Origin of the sequence: Lutimaribacter marinistellae, from assembly GCF_042648365.1 — a bacterium.
Taxonomy (GTDB): domain Bacteria; phylum Pseudomonadota; class Alphaproteobacteria; order Rhodobacterales; family Rhodobacteraceae; genus Lutimaribacter_A; species Lutimaribacter_A marinistellae.
The window spans coordinates 437652-457938 of the sequence record NZ_JBHRXI010000001.1 but is presented as its reverse complement, the minus strand read 5'-3'; the positions used below and the strand labels follow the sequence as shown (position 1 = coordinate 457938).

19 protein-coding genes and 1 tRNA gene are annotated in these 20287 nt (G+C 59.8%); 10 read left to right on the top strand and 10 right to left on the bottom strand.

The window, feature by feature from the left end; genetic code table 11:
* Positions 1–3: 3 nt before the first annotated feature.
* Together ACFORG_RS02095 and ACFORG_RS02090 are read right to left on the bottom strand one after the other, a co-directional pair.
* Entirely contained in the window at positions 4–1038 is a 1035-nt protein-coding gene (locus tag ACFORG_RS02095) for a sodium:calcium antiporter (RefSeq protein WP_386733715.1), read from the bottom strand.
* Positions 1039–1065: 27 nt separating this feature from the next.
* A complete protein-coding gene (locus ACFORG_RS02090) occupies positions 1066–1320 on the bottom strand; it encodes a GlsB/YeaQ/YmgE family stress response membrane protein (RefSeq protein WP_386733714.1) in 255 nt (84 codons plus the stop codon).
* Between the two features lie 165 nt (positions 1321–1485).
* Here ACFORG_RS02090 and ACFORG_RS02085 point away from each other — a divergent pair, with 165 nt between their 5' ends.
* The 5 genes from ACFORG_RS02085 to ACFORG_RS02065 all read left to right on the top strand — a co-directional run bounded on the left by ACFORG_RS02085 (position 1486) and on the right by ACFORG_RS02065 (position 5713).
* Positions 1486–2106 (top strand): FMN-binding negative transcriptional regulator, encoded by a 621-nt coding sequence (locus ACFORG_RS02085; protein WP_386733713.1) that lies wholly within the window; start codon positions 1486–1488, stop codon positions 2104–2106.
* Positions 2107–2168: 62 nt separating this feature from the next.
* Complete coding sequence (locus ACFORG_RS02080; RefSeq protein ID WP_386733712.1) at positions 2169–2780, top strand: glutathione S-transferase; 612 nt, start codon at positions 2169–2171, stop codon at positions 2778–2780.
* 198 nt (positions 2781–2978) lie between these two features.
* Positions 2979–3539, top strand: a complete 561-nt coding sequence (gene petA, locus ACFORG_RS02075) for a ubiquinol-cytochrome c reductase iron-sulfur subunit (RefSeq protein ID WP_386733711.1) — start codon at positions 2979–2981, stop codon at positions 3537–3539.
* A 12-nt stretch (positions 3540–3551) separates the two neighbouring features.
* Positions 3552–4901 carry a cytochrome b gene (gene petB / locus ACFORG_RS02070; protein WP_386733710.1) on the top strand — a complete coding sequence of 450 codons (1350 nt, stop codon included), beginning with the start codon at positions 3552–3554 and terminating at the stop codon, positions 4899–4901.
* 20 nt (positions 4902–4921) lie between these two features.
* Positions 4922–5713 carry a cytochrome c1 gene (locus ACFORG_RS02065; protein WP_386733898.1) on the top strand — a complete coding sequence of 264 codons (792 nt, stop codon included), beginning with the start codon at positions 4922–4924 and terminating at the stop codon, positions 5711–5713.
* Positions 5714–5788: 75 nt separating this feature from the next.
* On the opposite strand, the gene mtaB is transcribed toward ACFORG_RS02065, so the two are convergent.
* Both mtaB and dapF read right to left on the bottom strand, forming a co-directional pair.
* Positions 5789–7042, bottom strand: a complete 1254-nt coding sequence (gene mtaB / locus ACFORG_RS02060; RefSeq protein ID WP_386733709.1) for a tRNA (N(6)-L-threonylcarbamoyladenosine(37)-C(2))-methylthiotransferase MtaB — start codon at positions 7040–7042, stop codon at positions 5789–5791.
* The gene (gene dapF / locus ACFORG_RS02055; protein ID WP_386733708.1) at positions 7039–7881 is read right to left on the bottom strand and encodes a diaminopimelate epimerase; all 843 of its coding nucleotides are present in this window, start codon (positions 7879–7881) and stop codon (positions 7039–7041) included. The genes mtaB and dapF overlap by 4 nt, the downstream gene beginning before the upstream one ends.
* A gap of 194 nt (positions 7882–8075) precedes the next feature.
* Here dapF and ACFORG_RS02050 point away from each other — a divergent pair.
* Positions 8076–8151 (top strand) — tRNA-Lys (locus ACFORG_RS02050).
* Between the two features lie 753 nt (positions 8152–8904).
* The gene (locus tag ACFORG_RS02045) at positions 8905–10743 is read left to right on the top strand and encodes an adenylate/guanylate cyclase domain-containing protein (RefSeq protein ID WP_386733707.1); all 1839 of its coding nucleotides are present in this window, start codon (positions 8905–8907) and stop codon (positions 10741–10743) included.
* Between the two features lie 266 nt (positions 10744–11009).
* On the opposite strand, the gene ACFORG_RS02040 is transcribed toward ACFORG_RS02045, so the two are convergent.
* Genes ACFORG_RS02040 through ACFORG_RS02025 form a run of 4 tightly spaced genes read right to left on the bottom strand, consistent with a single transcriptional unit; the run spans position 11010 to position 14755 of the window.
* On the bottom strand, positions 11010–11828 hold the full coding sequence (locus ACFORG_RS02040) for a heme ABC transporter ATP-binding protein (protein WP_386733706.1): 819 nt from the start codon (positions 11826–11828) through the stop codon (positions 11010–11012).
* 4 nt (positions 11829–11832) lie between these two features.
* On the bottom strand, positions 11833–12876 hold the full coding sequence (locus tag ACFORG_RS02035) for a FecCD family ABC transporter permease (RefSeq protein WP_386733897.1): 1044 nt from the start codon (positions 12874–12876) through the stop codon (positions 11833–11835).
* Between the two features lie 26 nt (positions 12877–12902).
* Positions 12903–13766 (bottom strand): heme/hemin ABC transporter substrate-binding protein, encoded by an 864-nt coding sequence (locus ACFORG_RS02030; protein WP_386733705.1) that lies wholly within the window; start codon positions 13764–13766, stop codon positions 12903–12905.
* The gene (locus ACFORG_RS02025) at positions 13763–14755 is read right to left on the bottom strand and encodes a hemin-degrading factor (RefSeq protein ID WP_386733896.1); all 993 of its coding nucleotides are present in this window, start codon (positions 14753–14755) and stop codon (positions 13763–13765) included. Before ACFORG_RS02025 ends, ACFORG_RS02030 begins: the two co-directional genes overlap by 4 nt.
* Before the next feature lie 363 nt (positions 14756–15118).
* Here ACFORG_RS02025 and ACFORG_RS02020 point away from each other — a divergent pair, with 363 nt between their 5' ends.
* The gene (locus ACFORG_RS02020; RefSeq protein ID WP_386733704.1) at positions 15119–17149 is read left to right on the top strand and encodes a TonB-dependent receptor; all 2031 of its coding nucleotides are present in this window, start codon (positions 15119–15121) and stop codon (positions 17147–17149) included.
* A 53-nt stretch (positions 17150–17202) separates the two neighbouring features.
* Here the strand turns inward: ACFORG_RS02020 and ACFORG_RS02015 are convergent, their stop codons facing one another.
* The gene (locus ACFORG_RS02015) at positions 17203–17568 is read right to left on the bottom strand and encodes an antibiotic biosynthesis monooxygenase family protein (protein ID WP_386733703.1); all 366 of its coding nucleotides are present in this window, start codon (positions 17566–17568) and stop codon (positions 17203–17205) included.
* Positions 17569–17595: 27 nt separating this feature from the next.
* Positions 17596–18315 (bottom strand): 2-hydroxychromene-2-carboxylate isomerase, encoded by a 720-nt coding sequence (locus tag ACFORG_RS02010; protein WP_386733702.1) that lies wholly within the window; start codon positions 18313–18315, stop codon positions 17596–17598.
* Between the two features lie 80 nt (positions 18316–18395).
* On the opposite strand from ACFORG_RS02010, the gene ACFORG_RS02005 reads away from it, so the two are divergent.
* Positions 18396–18968, top strand: coding sequence for a LysR substrate-binding domain-containing protein (locus ACFORG_RS02005; protein ID WP_386733895.1), 573 nt, complete (start codon positions 18396–18398; stop codon positions 18966–18968).
* Between the two features lie 174 nt (positions 18969–19142).
* The gene (locus ACFORG_RS02000; protein ID WP_386733701.1) at positions 19143–20051 is read left to right on the top strand and encodes a sulfotransferase family protein; all 909 of its coding nucleotides are present in this window, start codon (positions 19143–19145) and stop codon (positions 20049–20051) included.
* The last annotated feature ends 236 nt before the right edge of the window (positions 20052–20287 follow it).

Sequence of the window (20287 nt, the reverse complement as noted above, 5' to 3'; positions counted from 1 at the left end):
GCATCAGCTGCGGCCGAAAATCTCGACTGCGACTGCACTGGCGTAGATGCCCATCATGAGAACGCTTTCTATCCCTATCCGCGCCGGACCTTCGCGTTGGCGCAGGATCAATCCAGCCAACAAAACGGCGGTCATCAGCATGCCGGTCGCAAGCCAGTAGAGGTCGTTCATGCCGACCGCCGAATAGATCGACCCATCGCGATACGCGATGTCCGAGAAAACAAGGAAAAGCGTGTCGAACGTGTTTCCGCCGATGATGCCACCGACCGCCAGTTGCAACGCGCCCCGCCGCACGGCGACGAGTGTCGTCACGAGTTCCGGAAGCGACGTGATGACTGCCGTCAGCAGTGCTCCGACAAGGCTGGATGACAACGAGAAGCGCGCGATGAAGCTGCCGCCGATCTGGCTGATGATCCAACCGCACGCGCCCATGATTGCCACCAGACCGGCAAAGGCGAGTGCGGGCTGTAGCGCAGTTTTTTTGGCTTCGTTCTCATCCTCCGGCTCGTCACGCCGGGTCTCGCGCGTCTCGACGGGTGTCCACATCGGGTTGTCCCTGACTGAGGCGGAGAGCCGGACACCGGCGACATACGCGACGAACAGGCAGATCGAGACCGGGTGAACCCCGAAATAGGCCATGTCCGGCCCGGCGATTGCGGCAACAGGCAGGCTGAGCAGGATCAGCAGCATGACAGCCTGGAACAGGTTCGCAGGCTCGGCGGCGGCATGTTCGAGGTTTGCACGACGGTGCAGCAGGTCGGCGACGGCAAGAAACAGCGTCTGCGCCGCGATCCCGCCCACTGCGTTCGAGACCGCGAAACTAGCATCGCCCCCCGATGCGGCCGTCACGGATACGACCACGCCCGATAAAGAAGTTGCGCCGCCGAGGACAATGCCGCCGACCATTGCCTCGCCCATCGCGGTACGGTCGGCGATGGTGTCTGCAAGGCCCGTCGCGCGGATCGACGCGAAGATTACGAGCGCCCCCGCCCCGAAAAGGAGCAGAAGCAAAACGGGTAGAGAGAGAGCGTCGAACATGCCGCGTGTCGGTTCGCCCTGTCGGGCTCAGGCGCGACCGCGGATCATGCGGGCAATCCAGATAAGCAGGCAGGCGCCGATGAAGCCCACGACAAGTTGACCGATCCAGCCGCCCAGCGTGCCGCCGGCAACGGCCAAGAGGATAGCATTGAGCAAGAGTGCCCCGACGATGCCGAGGATGATGTTCATCACGATGCCCATGTCGGAATTCATGAACTTTTCGGCCAACCAACCGGCGAGGCCGCCGATAATGATGGCCGCGAACCAACCTACACCTTCCATACGAGGATCTCCTTTTAGGGTTGTTCTGGCACGGTCTGACCCGCGCCATGGGTGAGCAACCCGCGCGGCGTAACATGGTTCCTTGCCCACCGGGCGCCGGATCACTTGCAAAGATCGGTGAGCGTAGGGCAGGAAAGTCGCGCAACAACAAAAGGGCCGCGCGCCATGCATCCGAATCCCAGTTTCCGCACGCAAGATCGCGATCGAATCCTTGCGTTCGCCCGAGGGCGCGGATTTGGTACGCTTGCCGTGGCCGAGGACGGCAAGCCACCTCTGATGTCACATGTTCCCTTCGTGATCGAGGCGGAAGGGGCGCTGTATGTCGACATGCATCTTGTCCGGTCCAACCCGATATTGCCATTGTTGGAGGATCAGCAACCCGCAAGGCTCGCCGTATCGGGTCCTGATTCCTACATTTCGCCCGACTGGTACGGGGCGGCTGACCAGGTTCCGACCTGGAATTACGTCGCCGTTCACCTGATCGGCCGGTTGGAACGCCAACCCCAGGACAGTTTGCGCGACGTGATCGACAGGCAGACAGCGGCCTTCGAAACGCGACTGTACCCGAAGAAGCCATGGACCGCGGACAAGATGGATGGCTCTGCCTTGGATCGCATGATGCGGATGATCGTTCCGGTTCGCCTGTGGATCGACGAGCTCGATGGGACATGGAAGCTGGGCCAGAACAAGCCTGATGGCGCGCGGGTCGCCGCAGCGAACGAGGCCGAAAACGCGGCTATCGGGGCCGAGACCGCGCTGTTGGCGCAATGGATGCGCGACGTTTGACGGCGGCTGGACTTTTCGACGATCCGGTCTCAACGTGACCCGGAAACAAGCGGAGGGAGCCGATGAAACTATATCACAGCCCGAATTCACCTTATGTGCGCAAGGTCATGGTCGTGTTGCACGAGACCGGGCAATTGCCGGAGGTGGAGTTGATTCCCTCCTCTCTCGGTCCTTTCGACAGCGGTCTGCCGCTGCATGACAAAAACCCTTTGGGTAAGATCCCCGCATTGGAACGGCCGGATGGTCCGACGCTTTTTGACAGCCGGGTGATCTGCGCATGGCTGGATGACAGGGCTGGCGGGCGCCTGTACCCGTCCGGTCCTGGGCGTTGGGAGGTTCTTACGCTCGAGGCATTGGCAGACGGCATTCTGGATGCCGCGCTCCTGATCACCTATGAAGGCAGGCTTCGCCGCGAGGAAATCCGCTCTCCCGAATGGTGCGACGCTCAATGGGTCCGCATCAAACGTGCCTGCGCGGCGCTGGAGTCTCGTTGGATGAGCCACTTGTCCGGGCCGCTGACCATGGGTCAGATCGCAGTTGGTTGCGCCTTGGGTTACCTCGACTTCCGCCACGACGCGCGCGGATGGCGCGAGGGCTGCCCGGATCTGGCCGCTTGGTTTGCCACGTTCGAATCACGTCCCTCGATGATCGAAACGCGCCCGCCGCCGGCCTGATAGTCCCTGCGGATTGCCGGGGAGTTGAAAAATACTGGTCCCGTCGCGACATAGTTTCCCACTTGCGGCGTAGTGCGCGCCTATGACCGCTGGACGAACCGATTTCACCCGGCTAGATACCCGCGATGAGACACCGCTTTCATGCGGTCTTGATGCATGTTTGCCCGGAGTACCGGGTGCAGGAATCGGAGAAACCTCGTGTCCCACGCAGAAGACCACGAAGGCACCCGCAGAGATTTCCTCTACTACGCCACGGCTGGCGCAGGTGCCGTAACCGCAGGGGCCGCTATCTGGCCTCTTGTAAACCAGATGAACCCGTCGGCGGACGTTCAGGCGATGTCGTCGATCCGTGTCGATGTCAGCGGTGTCGAGGTCGGGACCCAGATCAGCGTCAAGTTCCTTGGCAAGCCGGTCTTTATCCGTCGGCGTACGCCCGAAGAGATCGAAGAGGCCCGCGCAGTCGAACTGTCCGATCTGCCCGACCCCGAGGCGCGCAATCCCAATGATCCGCAATCCAATGCGCTCGATCAGAACCGCACACTGGATGAAGCGGGCGAGTGGCTGGTGATGATCGGCGTTTGCACGCATCTGGGCTGTGTTCCGCTTGGCGATGGCGCCGGTGATTTTCATGGCTGGTTTTGCCCCTGCCACGGGTCGCACTATGACTCGGCAGGACGTATTCGTAAGGGGCCAGCGCCCGAGAACCTGCATATTCCGATCGCTGAGTTCGTGGACGAGACCACGATCAAGCTGGGATAAGGAGACGCACGTATGTCCGGAATTCCGCACGACCATTACGAGCCAAAGACCAACGGCGAAAAATGGCTGAACAGCCGTCTTCCCGTCGTGGGTCTGCTCTACGACACTATCATGATCCCCACGCCCAAGAACCTGAACTGGATGTGGATCTGGGGGATCGTCCTGACCTTCTGTCTTGCGCTGCAGATCATCACCGGCATCGTCCTGGTGATGCATTACACGCCGCATGTCGACATGGCCTTTGCCAGCGTCGAACACATCATGCGGAACGTGAACGGCGGCGCGATGTTGCGCTACCTGCACATGAACGGCGCATCGCTGTTCTTTGTTGCGGTGTATGCACACATCCTGCGCGGTCTCTACTACGGCTCCTACAAGGCGCCGCGCGAGATCACGTGGATCATAGGCATGCTGATCTACCTGTTGATGATGGGCACCGCCTTCATGGGTTACGTTCTGCCCTGGGGTCAGATGTCCTTCTGGGGTGCAACGGTTATCACCGGCCTGTTTGGTGCGATCCCCTTCATCGGCGAGCCGATCCAGACCTGGCTGCTTGGCGGGCCTGCGGTCGATAATGCCACGCTGAACCGCTTCTTCTCGCTGCACTACCTGCTGCCGTTTGTCATCGCGGGTCTCGTGATCGTCCACATCTGGGCGTTCCACACGACCGGCAACAACAACCCCACCGGGGTCGAAGTGCGCCGCGGGTCCAAGGCCGAGGCCGAGAAGGACACGCTTCCGTTCTGGCCCTATTTCGTGATGAAAGACCTGTTCGCTCTGGCGGTCATCCTGGCCGTGTTCTGGGCAATCGTGGGCTTCATGCCGAACTACCTTGGTCACCCCGATAACTACATCGAGGCCGACCCCCTGGTGACGCCGGCGCACATCGTTCCGGAATGGTACTTCCTGCCGTTCTACGCGATCCTGCGTGCCTTCGACGACACCGTTTGGGTGGTGCAGTTCGCGGGCTTTATCACCGGTGGCATCATCGACGCCAAATTCTTCGGCGTGCTGGCAATGTTCGGTGCGATCGCGGTCATGGCCCTTGCACCGTGGCTCGACACCTCCTCGGTGCGCTCGGGTCGCTATCGTCCGATGTTCAAATGGTGGTTCGCGCTGTTCGTGGTGAACTTCTTCGTTCTGATGTGGGTTGGCGCAATGCCTGCAGAGGGGATCTATCCGATCATCGCTCTCATCGGGTCCGCCTACTGGTTCGCATACTTCCTCATCATCCTGCCGTTGCTGGGTGTGATCGAGAAGCCCGATCCGCAGCCCGAGACCATCGAGGAAGACTTCAACGCGCACTACGCCCCGAATACCGGCGGGACGAAGACTGCCCCTTCGGCAAGCCCCGCGGAGTGAGGGAAAGGACAATGACGACAATGTTCAAGAAACTCGCACTCGGTGCTGCGCTCGCACTGGCCATTCCTGCCGCGTCTTTCGCGGCAGGGTCCTACGACCAGCACATCGAGGATTTCCAGTTCTCGTTCGAAGGCCCGTTCGGCTCTTTTGATCAGAACCAGCTTCAGCGCGGCCTTCAGGTCTATACCGAGGTCTGCTCTGCCTGCCACGGGCTGAAATACGTCCCGCTGCGCACGCTGTCCGACGAAGGTGGCCCCGGCATCCCCGAGGATCAGGTGCGTGCCTACGCGGCTGACAACTTCTTCATCTACGATGAAGAGCTTGAAGACGAGCGTCCGCGCACACCGACCGACCACTTCCCCGAAGTGACCGCAGCCGGTGCGCCTGACCTCAGCCTGATGGCCAAGGGCCGGGCGGGGTTCCATGGCCCTTACGGGACCGGTTTGAACCAGCTCTTCAAAGGCATGGGCGGCGCTGAATACATTGCTTCGCTCCTGACCGGATACACTGGTGAGGAAAAAGAAGAAGCAGGCGTGATCCTTTACGAAAACACTGCGTTCCCAGGGGGCTGGATCTCGATGGCGCCGCCGCTCTTCGATGAGCAGGTGGAATACGCCGATGGTCATGCCAATGACATGCACGCAATGTCCGAGGATGTTGCCGCTTTCCTGATGTGGACAGCGGAACCAAAGATGATGGCACGCAAGCAGGCGGGTTTTGTCGGTGTGGTGTTCCTGACGATCCTGTCGGTGCTGCTCTACCTGACGAACAAGCGCATCTGGGCGCCGGTCAAGAAGGGCAAGTCCAGCTGATCCAGTCAGCATGCTGCAAAATCGAAACCCTGCGATTTACGTCGCGGGGTTTTTTCGTCTGGGTTGGGTGTCGGATCAGGCGACGAGCTGCGTGCCGGAAACGGCTGAAATCCGGGCGGGCACGATTGCGCCTTCGGTCTGAGCGGTGTCAAACCGCACCTCAGTGAATTGCTCGGTGCGCCCCATATAGGGGCTTTCCATAAGCACTTGATGCAGGCGGCCTACCTGGGCTGCAAGATGGGCCGAGACCTGATCCTCGCCCGCTGCGCGCAAGCGAGCAGCGCGCTTACGAATGACAGGGCCCGGCACCTGCGAAGGTATTTTTGCAGCTGGCGTCCCTTCGCGGCGCGAGTACGGAAAAACGTGCAGCCACGTCAGATCACACTCTTGGACAAGCCGAAGCGAGTTCTCGAAATGCGCATCGGTCTCGGTGGGGAACCCGGCTATGATATCGGCCCCGAAGGTCATGTCGGGACGCAGCTTACGAGCCTCTTCGGTGAACCGGATGGCATCGTCGCGCAGGTGTCGGCGTTTCATGCGCTTCAGGATCAGGTCATCGCCGTGCTGAAGGGACAGGTGCAGATGTGGCATCAGCCTCGGTTCACAAGCGATCGCCTGCATCAGGGCGTCGTCCACCTCGATAGAGTCGATGGACGAAATGCGAAGTCGGGGCACATCGGTCAGTTTTAAGATGCGCATCACCAGATCACCCAGCCGCGGCTGCCCTGGCATGTCGGCGCCCCATGAGGTCAGATCGACCCCCGTCAGAACCACCTCGTTGTAGCCCTTGTCGACGAGCCGCTTGATCTGGTCCACGACAACACCCGCAGGCACCGACCTAGAGTTACCCCGGCCGTATGGAATGATGCAGAAGGTACAGCGATGATCGCAGCCATTCTGAACCTGCACATACGCCCGGCTGCGCGTGCCGAAGCCGTCGATCAGATGTCCGGCCGTTTCGGTCACCGACATGATATCGTCGACCTGCACGCGCTCGGTCTCTCCGGTGAAATCCGCCGCCAACCCAGCCCAGGTCTCGGGCCGCATCTTTTCGCTGTTACCGATCACCTGATCGACCTCGGCCATCGCAGCAAAGGTCTCGGGCTCGGTCTGAGCCGCACAACCGGTCACGATGATTCTGGCCCGAGGGTTTTCCCGGCGGAGCTTGCGGATTTCCTGCCTGGCCTTGCGCACGGCCTCGGCGGTCACGGCGCAGGTGTTCACCACCACCGCGTCGCTCAGCCCGGCGGCGCCGGCCAGTTCTTTCATCGCCTCCGTTTCATAGGAATTGAGGCGACAGCCAAGCGTTGCGAAACGTGGCGCGCTCATGTCAGCGACTCGAGGAATTCGCGGGTGAGTACACCGTCAAACACGTGCGCGGTCGGCCCTGTCATCCAGACACCATCATCACACCAGTCGACATGCAATGTGCCACCGTCGAGGTCGATGCGTACCGACCGCCCGGTTAGGCCGCGACGCACTGCCGCGACCGCGGCTGCGCAAGAAGAAGAGCCAGAGGCAAGTGTAATGCCAACGCCCCGTTCCCAAACCCGCATCCGAATCCTGTCGGGCCCGGTGACCTGCGCGATCTGGACATTCGTCCGCTTCGGATAAAGCGGGTGTGTCTCGTACCTGCTGCCGAATTCTTCGAGCGGAATCGCCTCGGCGTCTTCGACGAAAAAGGTGCAATGGGGGTTGCCCATGCCCGTTGCGACCGGTGCTCCCTCGATTGGCAATTCTAGCGTGTCCACCTCTTCGGCGAGCGGAATGTCCTGCCAGGTCAGCTGGGGATGGCCCATGTTTACCGACACCAGTCCATCGCCGGCGTCCTGCGCAACCAACTGTCCGCGATCGGTCGAAAGGCGAATATTCTTCGCACCGGTTTCGTCCATCAGCAGGCGCGCGATGCAGCGTGTGGCATTCCCGCAAGCGGCCGAGGAAGAGCCGTCGGCGTTGAAGAAAGACAGATGCGCATCGCCTTCGCCCGTGGATATCAGCGCCAACTGGTCGAATCCTACGCCGCGATGCCGGTCGGCAAGGGCGCAGACAAGCGCTTTCGTGACTTCGATTCCCGACGCGCGCGCGTCCAGAATGACGAAATCGTTGCCAAGCCCATGCATTTTTCTGAAGGGCAGCCCGGTATCTGCGATCTGTTCCATGGCGCGCATATAAACGCGGCATTCACACGAATCCAGCCCACCGTGAAAAACGTGAAAAGAGGGGTTGACGCTCCCCCGCGCTCCCCATAGAAGCGGCGCCTATCGGGACGCGATACAGTGTCCCCGGCGTTGGAAAGTGTCGTTTGCACCCAGTAGGGAAAATGACATCAACAGCGCAACGCGGAAAGAAAATCCGCCGAAGTGGGCCGTTAGCTCAGTTGGTAGAGCAACTGACTTTTAATCAGTGGGTCGCAGGTTCGAATCCTGCACGGCTCACCACTTCACCCGAGACAACTCAGGTGCGTAGGAGTAGGCAGGATATCTGGCGGTCGTGCCTTGTCACAGGATTTGTAACCAAGACGCGTGGCCTTTATGGGTTCTTGTTCTTCGGCACTTAAACTGTGTCGCATTCGTCGACCTGCCACATACCAGCGCGTGCGCGGATTGCCAGCGCGTGAGCCTGCGCGCGGCGTACGGTTGAAATCAGACTGTCGTGGGATTGCCATCACTTAGCCACAGAATCTCCATCTTGGTTAATCAAGCCAAATCTGCCTGAAGTGTTCGAAGTGTGGTTCCAAGTGCTGTCAGACGGGGTTTCAACCTCGTCATTTCATGAGTCACATTTCGATAAAGCCGGATCTACCCAGGTTCACACAGGCTGAGGCCTTGCATACCGAGGCTTGGCAGTCCGTTGTGCCAGCATTGGTCGATCGGGCATTGAGTGTGTTTGCACTGTCCCCCGGTGGCACGCCGGTCGATCGCAATCAAACAAACAAAGACAGGGCAGCCCCTCGTTTCGATGTGCTGGAATGCGCAGCGTTCCTTAACATAGGAGGCCGGGGTACGCACCTTGATGGGACTGCGCGCCGACCCGTTAGCAGCGATTTTCAAAGGATACCGTCACTGTATCATGACGCCACCCGATGGATCCACGCCGAGTGTCGCTTTTCGTTTCATCCAGTACATGCGCTACCTCTTATGAAAGTGGATCCAGCACCGAAAAAGCGATCGTTTGATCCGTTTGTCTAGCATGTGAGATGCGGCCAGAGCGGTCTGTCAGCTTCGTACTGCAGGAACTTGAAAATTGGCTTTGCCAATTTTTCGATCTTCTTGTCTACTTGCGGTCCGCGGTTGGAGGAGCTCTTGAAACGAAGATTGGCAGCCATTCTCGCGGCGGACGTCGCGGACTTTAGTGCTATGGCCCAGCGCGACGAGTTGGGGACCATCCGAACAGTCAGAGGCCACCTAAGTGCCTTTGAGACACCTGTCGCCCTCCATCATGGACGCATAGTGAAGACTTTGGGCGACGGCTTTCTCGCCGAATTTTCCTCGGTCGTGGACGCCGTGGCCTGCGCAGATGTTCTTCAGAAGGTCGCGTCAGACCGAAATCAATCTCTCGCATCCCCCGACCGAGCTGTTTTCAGAATGGGTGTCCACGCTGGAGACATACTCGAGGATGACGGGGACATTTTCGGCGATGGCGTAAACATTGCGTCACGCTTGGAGAGTATTGCTGCTCCAGGCACTGTGACGATTTCGTCGAAGGTTTACGAGGATGTGGATCGACGGCTGCAGTTGGGCTTCAAAGATTTGGGCCCAGTGAAACTGAAGAACATCGAGAAGCCCGTTCATGTCTTCCAGCTTTCAGTCGGTGATGAGCCCGAACCGGTTCAGCCATTACCTGATCTGCCTGAAAAGCCTTCGATCGCCGTGTTGCCGATGCAAACGCTGGGTAGTGATCTTGAAGACGAGTATTTGGCTGATGGACTTACGGAGGATCTGACCACTGTACTGTCCGGCGTGCCATGGCTATTTGTCATCGCTCGCAACTCGGCTTTTACCTACAAGGGGCTTACCGCGGACACGCGCCGAATAGGCGCCGAACTCGGAGTGCGTTATGTTGTCGAAGGAAGCCTCCGCAGATCGGGGGACAGGGTAAGAATATCAGTGCAGCTGGTCGAAGCACAGGATGGGCATCAGATTTGGGCGGAACGGTATGACAGTGTTCTGGACGATGTTTTCGAGTTGCAGGACCGGATTGTTGGCGAGCTAGCGAAAGCTATAGCTCCGCAAATTCAAGCCGTTGAGATTCAAAAATCGACACGCAAGCGGCCTACTGACCTGACTGCGTACGATCTCTACCTGAATGCGCTAGGACTGCTAAACTCAGCAAGAATTTCGGACGCAGAGCGTTTCCTTGAGAAAGCGGTTGAAGCCTATCCTGACTATGCGAGCGCGAAGGCTGTTTTGTCATGGTGTTCAACTTTGAAAGTGGCTTGGCAGACATCTGAAGACGAAGATTCAATCATCGAAAAAGGTATTGCTCTCAGCCAAGAGGCACTGGAGAGCCCAAACTGTGACATTGAAGCGCAGGCTTATGCCGGCTATTCGATAGCTTTTCACTCTCATGATGTAGAACGGGGAATGACGCTGCTGGCAAACGCAGTTGATGCTTGTCCCAGTTTCGCGTGGGCGTGGGTATCAAGGAGTTATCTTGAAACGTTTTTTGGCGATCCCGAGCTCGGCGTCAGGTTTGGAGAAGTCGCCTTGAGACTTAACCCAAAGGATCCTCTGATTTTTCGTATCTATCTTGCACTTGCCAACGCACATATTGCGCTTGGTCAAAATTCAGAAGCGTTGGACAGCGCAGATAGGGGGCTGCGGAGGAACTCGAGCATTATGGGCTTGCGGGTTTTGAAGACTTTGGCGTTGAAACGTATGGGCCGACTGGAAGACGCTCGGAACGAATCTTCGGCGCTTATCGCGCGACACCCCGAGTTTCGAATTGCTCGGTTTCTGACACACGCTGGGAAGTTCGCGCATTTAAGGGACTCATCAGAAGATCTGCTTACCGTTGGACTACTCGCATAGCCTGAAAACAATTCTTGTCTTGATGACCGTCTAGGGCTCGTATCGGTCGCCTGACCAGTTTTATCAGGTGGCTGCCGAGGAGCGGGGGCGGCCATTTCGAAGAGGAATCGTGGAGCTCCGAGCCCAAAGGGTCTGCTTGGCCCGATCTGATTGGTCCGGTTTACTTGTCGGTTTCCATCCTTATCGGGCGGTCGAACTGTCACGGTGTCAAAGATCAGCAATCCGCCCGTCGAGCAAATCGCTAGGAATCATAGACGTGTTACCGCCTATGAAACCGCCGTTCCCGCATCAAGCGCGGCTTGTTTGACAGTGGCCCGCACCACCATCTGTGGCAGCACGAACGTTCCCTTGTCTGGCACCTGTCCAACCTCCATCACGCAATCATAGGCATGGCCCAAATGGCGGTTATTGAAGACTGTCTCCGGCGTATCCTGAAGCAGCATCTGGCCTGATTTCAGCAGGGCCACGCTGTCGGCACACATCGTGGTAAGGTTCAGGTCATGCATGACTAGAACCACACCACCGCCCTGCCGGGCGAAATCGCGAACCAGTCCGATGACCTGGATCTGGTGGCCGATATCGAGGCTGGAGACCGGCTCATCCAGAAACAGCCAGCGCGGCGCTCCGGCATCGGAGACCGGGTTCCAGACCTGGGACAGAACGCGTGCCAACTGCACCCGCTGCTGTTCGCCGCCTGAAAGCTCCTGATAGTAGCGCGGCTCAAAGCCGGCAAGTCCGACCCGGGCCAGGGCCTGTCGGGCGATGGTGTCCTGGCCCGGCGTGTTCACCAGACCCAGCCGTACCACTTCGAGCACGGTAAAAGGAAAGGCCAGAGGCGTGGACTGAGCCAGGACCGCGCGCATCTGTGCCAGAGCGGGGCGGGGGGCATCAGCCACGTCGAGTCCGTTCAAAGTGACCCGACCGTTGTGCCCGTGATCGCCTGTCAGCGCCGCGAGCAAGGTGGTCTTGCCAGCGCCTGACGGTCCGATGATCGCCGTCACCTGTCCCGGCGCTGCGGTAAAGTCGACTGCATCGAGGAGGGTCTGGCTGCGGTTTCTGACGGTCACGGCACTGGCGATCAGCATGGGATTACAGGTCCAGGAGGCTGCGCTGGCGCAGCAGGATGAACAGAAAGAAGGGTCCGCCGATCACGGCGGTGATGATGCCGATCGGTAATTCCGCCGGTGCAATGATGGTCCGGCTGACCAAATCGGCCAACAGAAGCAGGGCCGCGCCCAGCAAGGCCGAATTGAGCAGGAGGCAGCGATGATCGGGGCCCGAGGTCAGCCGCAGCAGATGCGGCACCACGATACCCACGAAGCCGATGCCACCGCTTGCAGCCACCGCCGCGCCGGTCGCGGCAGCCACGGTCAGGATCGCAGCGGATTTCAGGCGCTGCACTGGGATACCGATATGCCCGGCGGCAGCTTCGCCCAGGGCCAGCCCGTTGAGACCATGCGCCAGGGCCGGCGCAGCAAGGAGCGGCAGCAAGATCAGTGGGGCAGCGGCAAGCTTGCTCCAGGTTGCTCCTGCAAGAGAGCCCATGTTCCAGAAGGTGAAATCGCGAAGCTGGGCGTCGTCGGCGATGTAGACGATCATTCCCGTCAGCGCCATCGTCAGAGCGGTCAGCGCGATGCCCGCCAGAAGCATGGTGGCGACCGACGTACGGCCCGCCCGGGTCGCGATACGATAAAGCACCATGGTTGCGATCCATGACCCGGCAAAGGCGGCAAGCGGTACCAGCCAGTTGCCCAACGCCGCCGCGAAAGGCAGCATGCCGCCCAGCACGATCGCACTGACGGCCCCGAGGCTTGCGCCGGCACTGACGCCGACGATTCCGGGATCTGCCAGCGGATTGCGGAACAGCCCTTGCAGTACCGCACCGGACACGGCCAGGGCAGCGCCGACCAACATGCCCATCAGAACACGCGGGGCGCGGATATCCCACAGGACCACGCGGTCGCGCAGCGACATCTCGCGCCCGTTCAGCAGGTCGCCGAGCGCCGACCAGAGCGAGGTGCCTGCCGCCCCGATGGCCAGTCCCGCGATACCGGCCGCGGCCAAGAGGGCCAGCAATACAAGCGTGAGCCGCCTGGCCTTGTGGCTACGGTCCCCGGCAACCGGGCCGGTCATGGCTTCCACGGTGGTACTCACCCGTATCAACTTCCAACCCGCTCCAGCCCGTTCGCCAGTTCGGTCACGGCTTGCCCGGTGCGCACGGAGAACCCGAGAAGCAACATTCCGTCCATGCGCAGGATTGCCCCGGTCTGCCCGGCCGGTGTGGCGGCAAGACCGGGATGCGACAGCAGAGCCTCGTCGCTGAGATGGCGATCACCGCGGCTGTTCATCACGAGGATGACATCCGGCGCGGCAGTCAGAACGGCCTCGTCGGTCAGGAGCTTGTAGCCCTCGAAGCCTTGCGCCGCATTTTCGGCACCCGACAGGCTGATGATCCCCTCGGCAGCGGTGTTCTGCCCGCCGGCCATGATGCGCCCGCCCTGCATGGACAGGACAAAGAGGACTTTTTTGCGAGACAGCTCTCGCGCCGCGGCACGATCGATTTCGGCGCCGACCCGGGCGGCCAGCGCGGCCCCTTCTTCGGGTACATCCAAGACTGACGCCACGGCTTCGATCTTGGCAAGCACGGCGGCCCGGTCAAACCCTGTCGGGATGGTGACGACCGGGATTTGCGACTCGCTCAAAAGCTCCAGCGCTTCGGGCGGGCCGGCGCCCTCTTCGGCCAGGATCATGTCGGGGTCCACCGATAGCAGCCCCTCGGGCGAAAGGCGGCGAATATAGCCCACGTCGGGCAGGGCAGTCACGGCTTCGGGGTGGTTCGACGTGGTATCCCGCGCCACCAGGCGATGCTCCTGACCTAGAGCATAGACAATCTCGGTCACCGATCCGCCGACCGATACGATGCGCTGCGCCGGTTCGGCGCGCAGCGTCGCGGTCAGAGCTACGATCGCAAGAAGGCTGGTCAGCGCGATTTGAAGCCCGCCCAAAAGGCTCACCCTTTTCATGCCGGGACTTCCTGTGCCAGACCCTCTAGCCCTGCAACCGTCTGGTTCCACCGGTCAGCGGCATCCGGGTCGGCGAGAACGCCGAAGATTTGCAGGATCAGGCCACCCTTGTTGTCGAACGCTTCGACCGAAATGGCATCGCCGCGCCGCGTTGCCTTGGTCACTTGCCAGACCTCGGCGATGTGGTCGGCCCGCAGATGCAGGTTGAAGCCGGGGTCGAGAACGTTCAGCCATGGCCCCATGGGTTTCAGCGTTTCGATAGGGCCGGTGTGGATTTCGATGCACCCCATGTTGCCGACAAAGACCATGATCGGCAGCGCGCTCTCTGCCGCGCGGTTCAGCAGGTCGGACACCGCAGTGGGGGCCAGCGCGCGCACGTAAGGGGCGCCGGCAATGCGATACGCTCCGAGGCGGTTGATCTTGAGCTTGCGGACCATTTGCAGGAATTGGTGGGTATCGGTGATCTGATCCCATTCCGCGCGGAGGCGGTCGGCCATGTCCGCGTGCCCCTTGGCCGCTTCGACCGGGATGCGCGCGGTGACGTCAAGCATATCGGATTGATCCGCGATCTGCAGATCCTCGACGATGCCGTCCCATTCCTCCAGCACCGATTTGTCCCGCAGAAACACCTTGTGCACCGCGTCTCCAGCCGCGTCGAAGACCTGGATCGAGCGACGGATACCGCCATCCTCGAGCGTCTTTTCGACCGCGAACCCGTGTTGCCAGTGACGGGGGAACATGCGCAGGTCAATCTCTTCGTTGACGACCAGCGCCGCGTGCGGGCCGGGGCGGAACCCGTCGTAGATCCCGACCTTCTCGATCACGCAGCTTTCGTTGCGGGTCAGGGCCATGACTTCGCCCAGACGTGTCAGCGCCGGCATGATCCTGTCCATGTCGGCGGAAATGCGAGTTACACCATGGCCCACATGCGCGGCGAGAAGCTGTGCCTCGGTGATGCCGAGGGTGTCGGACAGATCGCGTTCGCGCATCTTGGGATTGTCGAGGCGGGCAGCACGGATTTCGGCTGGGGTCGGGGTCTCGGCCACGGGCAGGTCCTTTTGTCTTAAAGAAAAGACCGCGTCTGGCTGGCCGGGTGCACGTTTCCCCTGCCCGTGGCTTGTCGCAATCGGTTGAGCCCGAGATACCGACTCTTTTTGTCAACTTCAAGCCTCACCGCTCTTGCGTATCCTGATTAATTTTGTCAGACAAAGACGGCTCGCTGCCCCGACCTGTTCGGGGCGCGCAGACAAAACCCCAGCCATTTCGCCAGGGAAACCGGAGTACCCCGTCGCACAGCCGACAGGGTTCGAAACTGTTTTGGGATCCTCGATGATCCGACTGGGAACGAGATGATGAGAATCTTTTGCACGACATTTCTTCAAGGCGCTTCGGCGACGCTGCTTCTGACGGTTCTCGGGCCGGTTCAGCTTGCCGCACAGAGCCTAGACGACGACCTGTTTCCACTTGGCGCGATCAACGTGACAGGATCGGGCCTGCCAACGGAAGTCATGGACTCGTCTTCCTCGGTCACTGTCGTCGATCAAGAGGATATCCGCCGCGTTCCGCCAAGTTCAGTGGCGCAGGTATTGCAGGATGTTCCCGGCGTTTCGGTCACGGAATCGGGCATCGAGCGGATCCGCATCCGCGGGGAAAGTTCGCAGCGCGTCGCCATACTGATCGATGGGCAGCGCGTTTCGGATCACACCACTTATGGCACACCGATCCTGATCTCGCCGACCGAGATCGAGCGGATCGAGGTTGTCCGGGGCCCGTCCTCGGTGGTCTCGGGCAACCGTGCCATTGGTGGTGTGGTGAACATCATCACCAAGCGCGGTGCCGACAAACCCGTCGAGGTGACAACCTCCGCTGGCTACATCGGTTCGAACCCCGGCTATCGCGCCACTGCCAGCGTGGCCGGTACGGTCGAAAACTTCGATTATCGGCTGTCTATGTCGAAATCGGATCTTGGCGATCGAGAGACCCCGAATGGGACGCTGGTGCCTTCGGGCAGTGAAGACCGCGATTTGCACGCCTTTGTCGGTTACCGTTTCAATGACCATTATGTCGGGTTTCGCGCCCAGGATTACGATCTGTCCGCCGAGGTCTATACCGGTGATCCTGCGTTCAAGATCGATCTGCCCAAGCGTGATCTGCGCAAGTACAGCGCCTTTTACGAAGGTGCCGACCTGACACCATGGATGTCGCTGCTCAAGATCGACGTCTACAGGCAGACCATCGACCGCGAATTTCGCAACGACATCACATTTGCGGCAGGGCCGTCAGACATGAACGTTCTGTCGACCTCTGACGACATACAGACCACCGGTGGCGTGCGGGCGATTGCCAATCTGAAATTCGCGCCGGGACATCGGACGGTTATCGGGTTCGAATACGAGGACGACCGCCTTCAGACGGATAAGGGTTCCACAACCTCGATGACACCGCCGTTCGGACCGCCATCGGTCTCCACCAGCTATGCCGACGCGTCGATACGAACGACCAGCGGCTTTGCCCAGCACGAGGCGACATTCGGCAACTTCATTGGAACGCTTGGCCTGCGCTACTACAACGTCGATAGCGATCTGGATGCGTATACGGTCGATGGTCTGGGGCAGCCTTTGCAAGGCAACAGCGATGACCGGTTCCTAGGTTCGGCCGGCCTGGTCTACACGCTGCCGAATGATGCGATCCTGCGTGCCAATATCTCGCAAGGCTATACCTATCCCTCGCTCAGCGAGCTGTACCTGACCTCGACGGGGGGGGGCGGCACCGTGATCGGCAATCCGAACCTGAAGCCGGAAACAGCCACCAATTTCGAGATCGGCGGCCGGATCGACCGTAGCAACCTCGTCCTGGATGCGGCGGTTTTCTACACGCGTTCGCAGGATTACATCGCGGCCATCGCGACCGGTGCGCCACGCACGTCCCGGTATGAGAACGTCAATAACGTTGACAGCTGGGGGTTTGAGCTTGCCGCCGAATTCGATCCCGGCTGGCAGAGCGGAATTCGTCCCTACATCTCGGCATCGAATGTCACGCGCGAGTTCAATTATGCCAATGGCTACAGCACAAAGGACAGCGGTGTTCCGGAATGGACCGGGGTCACCGGTTTGAGAGCGGACTGGGCCACGGCATCGCTGGGCGGGACCTGGGATGTGTTCCTGCGGATGGAAAGCGAGGCAACGCAGCGCGACGATACCGGCGCCATCGTCGAGCAGACCGGAGGCTGGGGCACGCTAAACTTCCGCGGCACTGTCGATCTGGGGTCGAATGCGGTGCTGTCGCTGGAGGTTGGGAACATCTTCGACAAGGCCTATCGCAACATCGACCAGATCGATGGGGCTGGACGCTATGCAAGCGTTTTCCTGACCGCAACGTTCTAGGGAAGGCACTATTGTCAAGGCGGCTTTGCTGACGCCGACGGGGAAAGGGGTCATCATGACTCAGGCGAAATTTTCGCCACAACGCCGTCCACATGCCAGCCCTGCGCAACATCGATATGGCGAATGGAACATTCATCGATCAGGTCTTCATAGCCGGGAGGAATAAAGGCCTCCTGCCACGCATCGCCAAATCTCGCCTTCACCGCTTCGAGATCTCGCCACACCGACGTGAAGACGACATAGTCCTTGTCTGTTTCAATGCCTTGGCCGAAGAAATAGCCCCGGTTGCCTGGGTGACCCCGTACGACCTCGGCGGAGGTGACCCTGAATTTCCGTATCAACTCCGCGGCGCAGCCGGGCTTCGCTTTGACTTGGAAGAGCCGAAGGATCGGACCGGAGTTCTGCTTTTCATCGCTCATTTCAGAACTCCTTCGGCACCAAGCGCATCAGGGCGATGCAGCTGCATTCTGGCGCTCTTGGCTGCGCGCTTCGCGTGCAAATGCGATCGCATCCTCTAATCTATCATCGCCCCAAAAGAGTTCATCGCCAACGACCATGCAAGGTGCGCCAAATACTCCAAGGCTGCGTGCGCGATTGGTCGCCGCGCGCAGAGCATCCTTGATCTCGTTATGTTCTGCCCGCTCCAGCCACGGTTCCGGTGCGACATCACACTTTTGCAAAACGTTCCTGAGGACTTCCTCATCCGAGATGTCGGCTCCGCTTGCAAACTGTGCAGAGAACACCGAACGTGCAAAACAACCGCACCATGTCTGTTCCAAGGCGGCCGTCATGATGCGCGCGGCCTTCAAGCCGTTCATTGGAAAGACGTCCGGCCGGATGAAGGGGAGGTCGTATTTCTCGCAGCGACGCTCCATGTCCCGCCACATGTAGCGGCCCTTGATTGGGTCGAGGACGAAGGGGGAGCTATTCATCCCCCGGTCGCGAAAGATTGGTCCGAGCAGGAACGGTCGCCACACCAGGTCTACTTCGGTTTCTGCCAATAGCGGCTCGACGCGCGAAACCGTCAGGTAAGAGTACGTGCTTGCGAATTCGAACCATAATTCAAGCTTCACGCGTTTTTTCTCCTCCTGCCTTTGCGCCGACGGGGCGAGGTACCTCCTTGATACGCGCAGCCAAACATATCCAGTGAAGATAGCGGTCGGCAATCGCGATGTACTGTCCGGGATCGTTGCAGTAGAACGCCGCACCTTGGAACAAGGAAAGATACGCTTCGCAGTAACTGTTGGTGCATGACGGGCCGCCGATCCATCTCGATGATGCTCTGCAGACCTGGTGGGCGGTATCCGAGAATACTGTGCGGGCGAACGGTGTTGTAGTGGACGCGCCCTTTCTGCAGAAAGACCAAGTATCAGCCAGCGAAGTCTGTGACGTCGCTCTTGTCGGAAGGCGCCTGCCGCATGGCTTGCGGTTGCTTCTGGAACGCTGGTCCAACGAATTCGATGCCCCGCTGAATTTCACTTATGAGGCGGACGCCCCCTCCGTCCTTGTCCGGTTTGCCGCAAGCGGTGCCTGCTATTCGATTGTGTGCAAGGCTGCCGTCGCCTATGAAATCGCAGCCGGAACTCTGGGTACGGCGGAGATTGTTACTCCGACGATTGAGAGAACCGTTTGTCTGGCCAGTTCAAAGCGGTTACCGCCTGACATTGCGCCCGACGCGATTTTCGATCTCGTCAAAGAGATCGTTCCGGATCTTGTGCATCGACAGGATTGGCCCGACGGAAAGCTGGCGGGAGGTTTCCGCGGATTTCTACAAGCAAAGTTGGGTCGCTACCAGTCATTGCTCAAAGGCGGTTCGTGAACCCTTGCGGCCGTGGAAGTGATCAGTAGCAGAACCTTGACTTGAGATATTTGCCTTGCGTTTCCTGTGTCTGAGGGGCAACCGTCTTCAATGTCGGCCTTGGAAGGCTGATGCATAGGTTTCGGCGCTGCGACGAAATTGGTCGTAACGCAATCATCGAGAGGTACGCCAGGAGTGGCAACGCCGGGTCGCAAATATCACTTCATATCTGGCCTGCCGCGGTCAGGTTCGACGCTGACGGCAGCCCTCTTGCGACAAAACCCACGCTTCCACGCCGGGATGTCCAGCCCGATCGCGGGGCTGTTCGACGGTATGATTGCCCAGGTTTCGGCAGGGACGGAGTTGAGTTCGACCGTGACCCAAGCGCAGCGGGCGCGGCTGCTGCGAGGCCTCTTCGAGAGTTATTATGCAGATCATGACGAAAGCGTGATATTCGACACCAATCGTGCCTGGACGGCCAACCTTCCCGCCTTGGTGCAGGTTTTCCCGGACGCAAAGGTAATCTGCCTTGTCCGTGAGCTGTCATGGATCATGGATTCGATGGAGCGGCAGTTCCGACAGAACGCCTTTGAGCACACCCGCCTTTTCAACACTCCGGCTGAGCGGTCCACCGTATACACTCGCGTCGAAGCCTTGGCCGGAGCCAACCGGTTGGTGGGCTATCCTTGGCATGCACTGCGTGAGGCCTGTTATTCCGAGTTTGCCGACCGTTTGGTGATCGTCGACTACGAGTTGTTGATCAGGCGACCGGCCGAGGTGATGAAACTGCTCTACGAGTTTCTGGGTGAAGAACCCTTCGAGCACGACTTCGAGGCGGTGACCTATGATGCGCCCGCTTTCGACGCGGGTCTTGGGCTGGACGGGTTGCACCGTGTTCACCGAACGGTCGCGCCCAGACCGCGCGACACGATTCTGCCGCCGGATCTGTTCGAAAAGTACGCCAATCTTGCGTTCTGGCGGGATCTACCGAATTCCAAGGCCTTCCGGATCGTCGCAACCCCGCCGCCAGATGCCGAGGGCCCCTCGAGCGACAGGACCGTGATGCCGACAGAAACCAACCAGTTGGGCCGTACCGAGAGCTGATTTCGGGTTAACGACCTTTGCATGGGGTTGGGATTGAAGGCCCGCTGCCGCCCCATCGGGATCACCAAATCAAAAAAACTCCACTTGTTCTGTCTTCCAGCACGCGATTCTCGGTGCATGTTGACAACTGATATTCCGATGGTGACGAATAACCTTTAGAAAAGTTAACCGACCCCTCAAATCCGAGACGCTTCATAACTCGGAAGCTCGGGCGGGTTCGCATCGGCTTTCCGCGG